Annotated in this window: 8 protein-coding genes, 1 other RNA gene and 1 pseudogene; 3 read left to right on the top strand and 7 right to left on the bottom strand. The window is 72.2% G+C overall.

The genetic code is table 11. The features are described 5' to 3' along the window. Positions 1-8 precede the first annotated feature (8 nt). Both ACZ6I3_RS01860 and ACZ6I3_RS01865 read right to left on the bottom strand, forming a co-directional pair. Complete coding sequence (locus tag ACZ6I3_RS01860; protein ID WP_469410887.1) at positions 9-587, bottom strand: hypothetical protein; 579 nt, start codon at positions 585-587, stop codon at positions 9-11. Continuing rightward, positions 584-1,357 (bottom strand): MerR family transcriptional regulator, encoded by a 774-nt coding sequence (locus ACZ6I3_RS01865; protein WP_469410888.1) that lies wholly within the window; start codon positions 1,355-1,357, stop codon positions 584-586. Before ACZ6I3_RS01865 ends, ACZ6I3_RS01860 begins: the two co-directional genes overlap by 4 nt. 114 nt (positions 1,358-1,471) lie before the next feature. Here ACZ6I3_RS01865 and ACZ6I3_RS01870 point away from each other — a divergent pair, with 114 nt between their 5' ends. From ACZ6I3_RS01870 to rnpB, 3 genes and pseudogenes are all read left to right on the top strand, one after another. Beyond that, on the top strand, positions 1,472-2,296 hold the full coding sequence (locus tag ACZ6I3_RS01870) for an AraC family transcriptional regulator (protein ID WP_469410889.1): 825 nt from the start codon (positions 1,472-1,474) through the stop codon (positions 2,294-2,296). An 82-nt stretch (positions 2,297-2,378) separates the two neighbouring features. After that, positions 2,379-3,095: pseudogene (locus ACZ6I3_RS01875) on the top strand (DMT family transporter); the annotation flags it as partial. Between the two features lie 118 nt (positions 3,096-3,213). Continuing rightward, positions 3,214-3,623, top strand: an RNA gene (gene rnpB, locus ACZ6I3_RS01880) — RNase P RNA component class A. A gap of 52 nt (positions 3,624-3,675) precedes the next feature. Here rnpB and ACZ6I3_RS01885 read toward each other — a convergent pair. From ACZ6I3_RS01885 to ACZ6I3_RS01905, 5 genes are read right to left on the bottom strand one after another with little or no spacing between them, the layout of a single operon-like run. Beyond that, positions 3,676-5,076 carry a DUF6177 family protein gene (locus ACZ6I3_RS01885; protein ID WP_469410890.1) on the bottom strand — a complete coding sequence of 467 codons (1,401 nt, stop codon included), beginning with the start codon at positions 5,074-5,076 and terminating at the stop codon, positions 3,676-3,678. Further along, complete coding sequence (gene eccCa, locus ACZ6I3_RS01890; RefSeq protein WP_469410891.1) at positions 5,073-9,053, bottom strand: type VII secretion protein EccCa; 3,981 nt, start codon at positions 9,051-9,053, stop codon at positions 5,073-5,075. Before eccCa ends, ACZ6I3_RS01885 begins: the two co-directional genes overlap by 4 nt. Then, positions 9,050-10,150, bottom strand: coding sequence for a hypothetical protein (locus ACZ6I3_RS01895; RefSeq protein ID WP_469410892.1), 1,101 nt, complete (start codon positions 10,148-10,150; stop codon positions 9,050-9,052). Before ACZ6I3_RS01895 ends, eccCa begins: the two co-directional genes overlap by 4 nt. Before the next feature lie 15 nt (positions 10,151-10,165). Next, entirely contained in the window at positions 10,166-11,551 is a 1,386-nt protein-coding gene (eccD, locus tag ACZ6I3_RS01900) for a type VII secretion integral membrane protein EccD (RefSeq protein WP_469410893.1), read from the bottom strand. Between the two features lie 13 nt (positions 11,552-11,564). After that, on the bottom strand, positions 11,565-11,855 hold the full coding sequence (locus ACZ6I3_RS01905) for a hypothetical protein (protein ID WP_469410894.1): 291 nt from the start codon (positions 11,853-11,855) through the stop codon (positions 11,565-11,567). Between the last annotated feature and the right edge of the window lie 35 nt (positions 11,856-11,890).

Here is an 11,890-nt window from a genome sequence, read left to right on the forward strand (position 1 = left end):
GGGTGGGCTCAGACGCGCGCTTGGCCGAGGGCGCGGACGAGCCCGTCGGCGTCGTCGGCGTGAAACCGGACGACACGGACCGCGCGCCGACGCCCGAAGAAGGTGAAATGAGTGACGGGCTCCGTCAGTTCGACCGTGACGGTGGTCTGGGACCCCACCTCCACATTGAGCTCCCCGTCGGCCGGCTCGTGCGTCATCCGCAGCTCGCGCCGCACCGAGGCGATCCGCTCCAACGGCACCCGCAGATCGACATGCACGTACCGCCGGATCCGCAGAGCCCCGCCGTCCACATCCAGCACATGCGGACGTACGACGGACGAGGCGTGCAGCCCGACGACGAAGACGACGCCGTACACGTCCAGGAAGAGGAAGACGGCGTGCACGGTCGGCCAGTCCCGCAGCAGCACGGACATCGCCACGGTCTCGACGACACACACGAAGCCGAACCCGAACATCATCGCGCCCTGCCCCCGCGCGTACCCGAACGCCTGACCACCCCTGGTCCCCTCCGTCCGCCGTGCCACCCACAGCACGAGACTCACGAGCACCCGCACCTCGTGCCGGACGAGCAGCCGCGCGATCCTCATCGCCGCTCCTCGGTGAATCGTCGCTCCTCGGTGAGAAGGCGCAGCGTGCGGCGGATGGCCTCCGCCTGGGCCGGGGCCAGATCGTCGTAGAAGGCGCGCATCACACTGTCGTCGTGGTCGAGATCCCCGACCTCCGGGAACAGCCCCGGGGGAATGCAGCCGACCAGCGCCCGGGCCGCCCCCTCGACACGCGGATCGTCCGGCTCCGCCTCGACGAGCGCGTCGAGCAGCGCGTACGCCTCATGCGCCCGCGCCACGGCCGCGGGATTCCCCAGGGCGTCACCCAACGACGACACGAGCTGCTCCCGTGCCTCGTCCGGCATGGCCGTCTCCAGGAAGGCCATGATCTCGCGGTCCTTGGCGGCCATCGGCGAGTCCGACACCTGCGCCGACCCGGCGAACAACGCGGCCAGCTCGGGCGACACCGGCCCTTCAGCCGGCAACCCGCCCTCCGCCTCCAACAGGACCCGCAACCGCCCCCGCCGCTCCCGGATGGCCCCCTCCTGCCGCGCCAGATCCTCGTCCAGCTCGGTCAGCACCTCGACCAGGTCCTTCCCGGCCTCGTCCGCCAGCACGTCCCGCACCTCGGCGAGCCCGAGCCCCAGCTCCGTCAACCGCCGGATCCGCGCCAGCACGACAGCGTGCCGCAACCCGTACTCCCGATACCCGTTCGCCCGCCGCTCCGGTTCGGGCAGCAGGCCCAGCTGGTGGTAATGCCGCACAGCCCGCGTGGTGACGCCCACGGCGACGGCGAGTTCTCCGATCCGCATGGGACCAGTGAAGACGTTGACGTTGCGGCAAGGTCAAGTGCACAAGCCCTGGACACCACCGGCTTGCTCTGATCCTCTATGCGCCGGGGGTACGACGTGAGCACACAGCACCGCATGCGAGAACAGGCCCGCTGGACCAGAGCACGCCTGGGCCGGGCCGGCCCACCCCTCGACCTCCTCACCGCCCACTTCGACCAGCACGTCTACGCGCCCCACGCCCACACCGAGTTCACCATCGGCGTCACGGTCGGCGGCTCGGAGGTCATCGCGTACCGAGGGGGCCGCATCCACTCCTACCCCGGCTCGATCGTCGTCCTGGAACCGGGCGAGATGCACACCGGCGGCCCGGCCGCCGCCGACGGATACGCGTACCAGGCCCTCTACGCCGAACCCTCCCTCCTCACCGACGGCACTCTCGACGGCGGCCTCCCGCACTTCCGGGACGCCGTCCTCCACGACCCTGACCTGGCCGCCGCCCTCCGCCGCGCCCACACGGACCTCAGCGCCTGCCCCGACCCGCTGGAAGCCGAGTCCCGGCTGCCCTGGCTGCTCACGGCCCTGGCCCGCCGCCACTCCACGGCAAGGGCGAGCACGGACGTGATCCCCGGCGCCGGCCACATCGCCAGGTCCGTACGCGACCGCCTCGCCGACGAACTGCTGGACCCTCCCTCCCTGGCCGCCCTCGCCACCGACCTCGGCCTCTCCCGCTACCAGCTCCTGCGCGCCTTCCGCACGACCATGGGCGTACCGCCGTACGCCTGGCTCGCCCAGCACCGGGTCGCCAGGGCCCGCGGACTCCTGGAAACCGGCCTGCGCCCCGCCGAGGTCGCCGGACTCGTCGGCTTCGCCGACCAGGCACACCTCACCCGCTGGTTCCGCCGGGTCCTGGGGGTGACCCCGGCTGCGTACCGCAACAGCGTTCAAGACACGGCGGGGTGAGACGGCCGAGACTCACCGCATGACTGCACGCGGCTGGTTCCTGTTCTCCCTGATGGGCGTGATCTGGGGCGTCCCCTACCTGATGATCAAGGTGGCGGTGGACGAGCTGTCCCCGTCCATGGTCGTGTTCGCACGCTGCGCCCTCGGCGCCGCGCTCCTGCTGCCCTTCGCCCTGCGCCAGGGCGGCTTCGGCCGCACCGTGCGGGCGCACTGGAAGCCGATGCTGGCCTTCGCCGTCATCGAGATCGTCGGCCCCTGGTGGACCCTGACCGACGCCGAACGTCACCTGTCCAGCTCCACCGCCGGACTTCTCATCGCGGGCGTGCCGATCGTCGCCCTGCTCCTGGCCCGCTTCTTCGGCGCCGAGGAACACGTGGGCGCCCGCCGCGTCGCGGGCCTGTCCCTCGGCCTCGCGGGTGTCACGGTCCTCACCCTGCCGCACCTCACCGGCGGCGACGCCCTGTCGATGGCCGAGGTGCTGGTGACGGTCGTCGGCTATGCCACGGCCCCGCTGATAGCGGCCCGGTACCTCAAGGACGTCCCGACGCTCCAGCTGATCACCCCGTGCCTCACGCTGGCCGCCGCCGTCTACGCCCCCGCGGCCTTCCTGACCAGGCCCGCCACCATGCCGTCGGGCGAGGTCCTGGCAGCCCTCGCCGGCCTGGGCGTCGTCTGCACCGCGATCGCGTTCGTGGCCTTCCTGGAGCTGATCAAGGAGGTCGGCCCGACGCGGGCCGGCGTGATCACGTACGTCAACCCGGCGGTGGCGGTCGCCGCGGGCGCGCTGTTCCTGGACGAGGAGCTGACGCTGGGCATCGGCGTCGCGTTCACCCTGATCCTGGCGGGCTCGGTACTGGCCACGGCGGCCGCGGCGCCGAAGCGTGTTGTCCGCCGGGTACCATGGTCGACACGGCAGACGAGCCGGGCGGACGGCCGCGTGGAGTCCCCCTGACGGGGAGCTTCCCGAGGAACGTCCGGGCTCCACAAGGCAGGGTGGTGGCTAACGGCCACCCGGGGTGACCCGCGGGACAGTGCCACAGAAAGCAAACCGCCCAGCGCTTCGGCACTGGGTAAGGGTGAAACGGTGGTGTAAGAGACCACCAGTGCCCAGGGTGACCTGGGCAGCTAGGTAAACCCCACCCGGAGCAAGGTCAAGAGGAGCCGCCGTAAAAAGCGGCTCTGCGCGGACGACCGAGGGCTGCCCGCCCGAGTCCGCGGGTAGACCGCACGAGGCCGGCGGCAACGCCGGCCCTAGATGGATGGCCGTCTCCCCGGCCGCCGCGAGGCGACCGGGCGACAGAACCCGGCGTACAGCCCGACTCGTCTGCCGCTTCCCGCGGCCCCCTTTCCGGTCATTCGGGGGCTGCGCCGGCCGGACTTCACACGCGTTTCAGATGCTGGACGAGGCGCTGGAACACGCTCCAGGCCTGGGGGTCGCTTCCGTCGCCGAGGGAGTAGTGGAGGGCGGGTTCGCTTCCGGGACCGAGCCGCGTGGGCCGGGGGCCGTCAGGCGGGTGGGTCGCACGGGCCTGGCCGATGGCTGCTGCCTCTCCGCTGCCGAGTGTGAACGTGACGGGAACGGGTGGGGCTTCGAAGGCCGGTGGAACCGTGAGGTCGCGGCGGGCGGCGCGCAGTGACGTGAGCAGCGTGACGAGACGGTGCTCGGCGTCGAGCGCGGTCGCCAGTTCCTCGATGGTGTCCAGGGGCGGTGTCTCGTCGCCGCCGTAGCCGAGCGCGAGGGTGATGTCCTCCTCGACCCCCGCCGGTGTGCGCTGTACACGGACGGTGGCGAGGGCGGGGCGGTCGGGGTGTCCGACGGCGACGAGCCAGGTGGGCTGGGGCGCGCGGGCTCGGGCCAGGTCGGTCAACTGGCGGGTGGACCAGGGGAGGTTGACGGGCTCGGCGGTGCTCCAGCCCGCGGGCGGTGTGCCGGTGAGGCGTTGGAAGGCGGTTTCGAGGGCGCCGCCGAGGACGAGGTTCTCGTCGGCGGGGTGGCGGGTGCGCAAGGTGAGGATCAGCTGGCGGTCACCGGCGTCGGGGGCGGGGGTGAAGGCTTCGGCGATCCGGGTCGAGCCTTGCTCGTCCTGTACGGGGGCGAAGGTGCCGTTCCTCCAGTGGAGTACGGCGCCGGACAGGCCGTCGTAGTAGCCGTACTCAGGGTCTTGGACGACCCAGCGGTTGGGCAGGCCGCGCAGGGCTGTGCGGGTGGGGAGGGTGAGGCGTGCTGTGGGCGGGGTGACGATCTGCAGAGCGCGGTCGGTGCTCGTGGCGGTACGCAGGGCGTCGGAGAGCCAGCTGGTCATGGCGATCAGAGGGCGGTCCTGGATGACCACGGCGGTGGTGTCGGTGAGGACGTCCACGGCAGGGGCGGTGGTAGCGGGGGCCGGGATCGCCGAGACGTCGGTGGTGAGGGGGACGACGTCGGTCGTGGCGGCCTCCGGTGGCCATACCGTCCCGCCCAGCACGGTGGCCAGACGTCCGGCGAAGGAACCCGCGAGTCGTGCGGCTTCGGCGACGGCGGTGGAGGCGCGGGCCTCGGTCCACCACACCGGCCCTTCCTCGACCGTGTGGTCCAGCAGGCGGGTGGTCTCGCCGGGGACCTGGACGAGGATGGGCGTCTCCACCGAGACCAGAGGACGGCCGTCGGGTGCGCAGAGCTGGACGACGGCGCCCTCGGCCGCGGTGTTCACGCCGAGGTCGGGCCCGCCGGCGTAGAGGCCCGCGAGCAGGGTGGGCAGGTCCGGCATCTTGGGCGTGAGGGCGATGACGTCCTTGGTCACGGGCCTTCTTCACTTGCGAGGGCGGTCTGGGTGAGCTGGTGGGGGCGTCCGCGGCGGACGAGTGTGCCCCGGCCGGGCGGCTGCCGGGAGGCGTAGAGGCCGGGGAAGAGCTGGCCTTCGGTGCGGTCGCCGGTCATGACGAGTGCGGTGGCGCCGGTTTCGCGCAAGGTGGTCAAGAGAGGTTCGTAGAGTGCGCGGGAGGCGCCCGCGGTGCGGCGGGCGATGACGAAGTGCAGGCCGATGTCCTGTGCGGAGGAGACGTACGGCAGGAAGGGCGCCAGGGGCTGTTGGCCGGCCGTGGTGAGGATGTCGTAGTCGTCGACCAGGATGACGATGCGGGGCCCGGTGAAGGCGGGTTCGGTGGTCAGCGGAGCGTCGGGGTCCGCCGTCTCCGGCAGGCGCTTCTCCAGCTCTGTGGCGATGCCGGCGGACAGCGCGCCCGCGAGCTTGGCGTTGTGGGCGTAGCCGCCGCGGTAGGGCTCGGGGACCACGCCGCGCAGGCCGCGGCGCGGGTCGTAGACGCCGAAGACGAGTTCCTTGTCGCCGTGTCGCCGGACGAGCTGGGTGGCGATGAGCTTCAGCAGGTTCGTCTTGCCGCACTCGTTGTCGCCCAGGACCAGGAGATGCTGGTCGGTGCCGAACAGGTCCAGCAGGACCGGCGCGAGGGTCTCCTGGTCGACGCCCACGGGGATCATCGCCGGTTCGGCTGCCGGTGTCGGCAGTTCGGCTGCGGACAGGCGGGTGGGCAGGACCCGTACGGGTGGGGCGAGTTCGCCGTGCCAGGAGGCGCGGAGGGTGCGGGCCGCGCGTTCGAGGGCGGGGCCCAGGTCGGCTGTCTTCGGCCGGTTGTCGATGCGGGGCAGCGCGACCTGCGCGAACAGTTTGCCGTCCGTCAGGACGCGGCCCGGGGCGCCCGGAGCGAGGGTCTCGGAAAGCTTGCGGTCGATGGAGGAGTCGGCCGGGTCGTTCAGGCGCAGTTCGACGCGGGTGCCGAACATCGACTGGGTGGCGATGCGGACGTCGTTCCAGCGCAGCATGCCGGCGACGATGTGGATGCCGTAGCCTCCGCCGCGCTTGAGCAGGTCGGTCACCGCGTCGTCCAGGTCGGCGAACTCGTCGCGCAGCGCACCGAAGCCGTCGACGATCAGCACGATGTCGGTGGCGGCCAGCTCGGGCAGCCCTCCCTTGGACCTCAGGTGGCGCAGTTGGCCGACCGAGTCGATGCCGTGCTCGCGGAACAGTTCCTCGCGTCGCGTCAGCATGCCGCGCACCTCGGCGACCGTGCGGGCGGCCCGTTCGTGGTCGGCGCGGGAGGCGATGCCGCCTACGTGCGGGAGCCCGGCGAGGGCGGACAGGCCGCCGCCTGCCAGGTCGAGGCCGTACACGGCGACGTCGTACGGGGTGTGGGTGAGGGCCAGGGAGAGGGCGAGGGTGCGCAGGAGGGTGGTCTTGCCGGACTGCGGGCCGCCGATCACGGCGGCGTGCCCGCCGGCGACGGTCAGGTCCAGGAGCCATGGCCGCTGCCACTGGCGGGCCGGGTCGTCCAGGACGCCGAGCGGGACGCTCATCGGGCCGCTCGCGCGGGCGAGGCGCACACCGTCCGGGCCGGCGTGGAGAGGGCCTGCGGCCGTGTCGAGGGTGGTGGCGTCGGGCAGCGGGGGCAGCCAGACGCGGCGTACCGGCGGTGCCGCCGCGGCTAGTTGGGCGACCATGACGGACAGGACGGTCGGGCCGGTTTCCCGCTGGGTGGCGACGGGCTCCTCCACCGCCTCGGTCTCTTGCGGGGTGTTGTACGCCAGGTAGGGCCGGGCGAGTGGCTCGTCGTCGCGTCGGTCCTGCCGGGCCGGTCCGCGGTAGCGCCCCGAGACGTATCCGGCCTTGAAGCGCTTGTAGGTGGAGGTGTCGACCTTGAGGTAGCCGAAGCCCGGCAGGGGCGGGAGGTGGAAGGCGTCGGTGGTGTCGAGGACGGTGCGGGACTCGTCGGCGGAGAAGGTGCGCAGGCCCAGTCGGTAGGAGAGGTAGGTGTCCAGGCCCTTGAGCTTGCCGCCCTCGATGCGCTGGCTGGACAGCAGCAGATGGACGCCGATGGAGCGGCCGATGCGGCCGATGGACAGGAAAAGGTCGATGAAGTCCGGTTTGGCGGTGATGAGTTCGCCGAACTCGTCGATGACGACGAACAGATGGGGCAGGGGCTCCAGGTCGGAACGGGTCGTGGCGCGCAGGGTGGCGTAGTGGCCGATGTCGGCGATGTTCCCGGCGTCCTTGAGGACCTGCTGGCGGCGCTTGACCTCGCCGGCGAGGCTGGCGTGGACGCGTTCCACGAGCCCGGCCTGGTTCTCCAGATTGGTGATCACACCGGCTACGTGGGGAAGCTCGGAGAAGGGGGCGAAGGTGGCGCCGCCCTTGTAGTCGACCAGGACCAGGGCCAGATCCTCGGGCGAGTGGGTCGCGGCGAGAGCGAGGACGAGGGTGCGCAGAAGCTCGCTCTTGCCGGAGCCGGTGGCGCCCACGCACAGCCCGTGCGGGCCCATGCCGAGCTGTGAGGACTCCTTCAGGTCCAGCAGCACCGGCTCGTGGCGGTCGGTGAGGCCGATGGGGACGCGCAGGAAGTCGCGCTCGTTGCGGGGCGCCCACAGGCGGTGCAGGTCGAGGGCGGCCGGGTCGTCGATGCCCAGCAGCGCGGGGAAGTCGACCGGGCCGGACACGGGCGTGCCCTCGGCCGCCGACTCGGCCGACAGGCGCAAGGGCGCGAGCATGCGGGCGACCCCCTCTGCTCCGGCGGTGGTTACCGCGTCCACCGTGCCTTGGGCGGAGGCGGTCTTCGGGGCGCGCAGGTCGTCCATGACGATCCGGTCGCCGTGGACGGTGATGCGCACGCTGACCTGGTCGGGCTCGTGCACTTGCTGCTGAAGCAGGTGCAGCACGGTGACACCCATGTCCTGCAGCCCGATTGCCGAGTCGGGGCGGGGGAGTTCGGCGGCGACGTCGCCGTAGGAGTCGCTGATCACGAGCATGCGGGAGGTCAGGCGCAACGCGTCCTTGGTCCTGCCGGACAGGCCGCGGCGTACCTCGGCCGCGTAGGCGGCGCGCTGCCGAAGGTCGGGGCCGCACAGCCGGGCCAGCTCCGCGAGATCGGGGGCGATGCGGCGGGCGGCGACCGGCCCGTCGTACGTCTGTGGATCGAGGACGTGGGGCAGCCACTTGGCCCAGGCCCACTCCGGCTCGTCGCCGGTGCCGAGGGCGATGGCGACGTCGTCCGGCGCGTGCGTCACGGCGGTCTGCAGCAGCAGGGCGCGGGCGACGCGGAGGACGTTCTCCCGGTCGCCGATGACGCTGACGTTCCCGGCCCGGTCCAGTGGCACGGTGAGTGGGAAGTCAGTGGCGGTGGCGAAGCGGCCCTGGAGGGCGCGGGCCTCGTTGAGCATGAAGGGGTCCGGCGGGGTGAGGACGCCGCCGGTGCTGTTCTGTTCGATGGCGAGCTCATGGGCCGGTACGTCACCGGTGCCCATGCGCGGGTGGAGGAAGTCGGGGTCCTGCCGACGCCGCTCCCACAGCCGGGCCGGGTCCCGGACGAGGTCGTACAGGGCCTCGGGCAGCGGATTCAGCTCGCGCGCCGCCTGCCGCCGCTCCCGCTCGTTGGCGCCCAGTTCCTCACGCAGCTTCTCCAGGTACTCCAGATAGCGCTCCCGCTGCACGCGCCGGGTGCGTTGCGCCTTGCCGCGCTGGGACAGGAACAGCGCCACCGCGCCGAACAGGGCGACGACCAGCACGATCGCGCCGATCGCGGCGAACTGGCTGTTGCGGATGACCGTCATCAGCACGACGGAGCTGACGACACCGGCCATGGGCAGCAGCGCGGTGGCGGCGTTGCCGACCTTGCCCTCCGGGAGGTTCGGGGGCGCTTCGACGGTGCGGGGTTCGCCGGGATCGAGGGGGCGGGTGCTGCGGGCGGGCCGGTGGATCACCTGCTGGGTCATCGCACCCTCACCGCCCGCCGCATCGCCTCGGCCGCCAGGCGGACGGCCGCGTCCCGGGTGCTCCGGCCCAGCATGGCGGTGTGGATGGGGCCTCCTTGGGCGAGATGACGGTCGTAGGGAAGCAGGACGACGGGCACGCCGGCCTCGCGCAGGTGGGCGGCGGCCGTCTTCGCGTCGATGGTGGTGTCGGGGGAGTTCGCGCTGAGGGCGACCACGGTGGTGGCGAGCGCGGAGTGTGGCAACTGGCCGAGCCAGTCGAGCACTTGGCGAGTGGCGTGAATGCCCTCGGCGGTCATCGGGGCGACGACCACGCGTGCGTGGGCGGTGTCCATCGCCGTACGGGCCACCTCGCCGGGCAGTGTCTCGCAGTCCGCCACCGTCACAGCGAAGTACCGGCGCAGCGCCAGCGTCACCGTCCGGTAGGTGCGCATGTCCATCGGGGCGCCGACCCGCCCCTGGCTCGCGGGCAGCAGCCAGCCGCCGTCGGCCACGGGTGCGAGGTATCCGGTGATGTCCGTGAGCTGCATAGCCGGCGTCAGGATCCTCGCGAGGTCGGCGCAGCACCAGCGCACCGTGTCCACGCCCATCCGCACCGGGAGCGTGCCGAGGGCCGCGTCGGCCTCCAGGGTGAGCACCGGATCGTGCCGGTAGTGGTTGAAGGTACGGCCGAGCAGCGCGGAGACCGTGGACTTGCCGACGCCGCCGCGGATCGAGGTGACGGCGATGACCCGTCCGGTGGTGACGGGCTGTTGCAACTCCTCGGCGAGGCGTGTCTGTTCGGCGACCTCCTGGGTGGCGGAGGCGGTGAGGCGGCGCAGGGAGGCTCCGGCGCGGCGCGCGGCCGAGTCGCCGTGCTGGGGGCTGCCCAGGGCGATGGCGAGGCGGGGGTCGATGGTGGGGTGGGATTCGGGGGCCGGGGCCGGGACGCGAGGGTCTCGTGGCTGGTGGGGAACCGGCGCCGGCGGCGGTGTGGGGTCGGGCGGTTCGGAAGCGGCCTGGACTTCCGACGGTTCGGCCACGGCCGGTGTGACCGGGTCCGGATGGCCGTCTGTGAGTTCGCGCAGCACGTCGTGCTGCCAGTCCCCTCCCCCTGTCATGCCGGTCACCCCGCCCTACGCGAAGGTGTCGAGCAGCCGCCCGTACACCCCGAACGCGCCGATCACCAACGGGAACAGGGCGATCACGGCCACGGACTCCAGCAGGTCACCGGCCCGCCGCAGCCGCACCTGCACATGCTCCGCCGGTTCCACAGCCAGCACCACCAGCGGTACGACGGCGAGGAGGCCGAGCGCGGCCACGGGACCAGTGGTGGCTGCCGTGTGCTCTCCCCACACCACGAAGAGCCGCACCGCTACGACGGCCGCCGCGACGAGCAGCACCACGACCTCGGCGGTGAGCGGAAAGGCGCGGGCCCGGAGAGCGAGCACCAGCATCACGACGACTGCGAGGGACACCGTCCACACCGACACCGTACGAAGGACGAGCACACCGGCCGCACCCGCAGAAGCGGCGAGAGCGACGGTGGCCAGCACCAGCCCACGGTGGGTGGCCGCGAGCGCCGTACCCACCTGGTAACGGCTCACCGACACCCCGCCCGTGCGCCGGTCGTCCAGCCCGGTCAGCCCCGACGCCATCAGCGCGAGCCGCGGCAGCATCCCGAGGGCGACGACGGAGACCACGGCGACCAGCGCACCTACCCGGGCCTGCTGGGTGACGGTCTGCGCACCGCCCTGAAGCCCGAGGGCGGCTTCCCACACCACCAGGCCGCAGGCGACAGTCCCGGCACCGGTCAGCGCCCCACGCCCCAGCGGCGTGAACCATCCGGCGAGCAACAGCGCGACCGCCACGCTCCCAGCGACAGCAGCCAGTCGCACGCCGCCGCCCCAGGCATAGGCATCGGCGGAGGTCCAGGTGCCCAGGACGGACAGCGCGGCGGCAGTGACGATCAGTGTGGCGGCGAGTGCGTTCCGCCGGGCACGGCCGAGGACGGCACCGGCTACGGCGCACCCCGCGGCAACGGCGAGCAGCCCCGCTCCGACGGCGGAGAAGGTGAAGTGGTCCCGGGCCAGGAGCCCGGCGGCCAAGGCCCAGAGGACGGTCGCACACCCGGCGACGACGCGCCGCACCGCGGGCCGCCACCGCCAGTGGCGCATGTCGAGATCGTCGGCGACCTCGTCGGTGACGTCATGGACGACGGGTGCGGACGGGGCATCCTCCACTCGCACGAGCCGCAGCACGGCCCCGTCGGTCACACTGGCCGACTCCAGGGTGCTGTCGTGCGCGAGCGCGGACCCGTCGGGGGTGACCAGATGCCTCAACTCGGGCCGATCGCCTACCTGGTCGTCCAGGATGCGCATGACCTCCGGCAGCAGAACCCCGACGGGCTCGCGCGAAGGCACCACGAGGTCGACCCGTCGCCGCTCACCAACCAGGGTGATCCGGCTGAGCGCCGTACGGCTGTTGGTCGCCGAACGGCTCAAGGACCCCGTGGAATTCACGCGTTCGAACCTATCACCGAGAAGAAGAGGCAGATGGGGCGGCAGTGGCGGGGGAGTTCTGGTCCGAGGACGGCACAGACGCGCCGTACGGGCTCTTGCCGATGACCCTGTGCGACACGAACGACCACCCCACACATCCGGCGCAGACCACCGCCGCGATCACCACGCCGGCGAACACCTTTCCGACCCGTTCGTCCAGCGACCGCCGCTGCCGCTGTGCGCCGAAGAGGAGGGCGTCGCGGAGGCGACGGCGGCGGACGGACACCGATTCGAGGAGTTGGTTGTCGTAGTCCTGGGCTGTCACGGTTACCTGCAATCCACCCTTCGCTTCCCGGCTGC

The organism is Streptomyces sp. NPDC041940 (assembly GCF_055589465.1).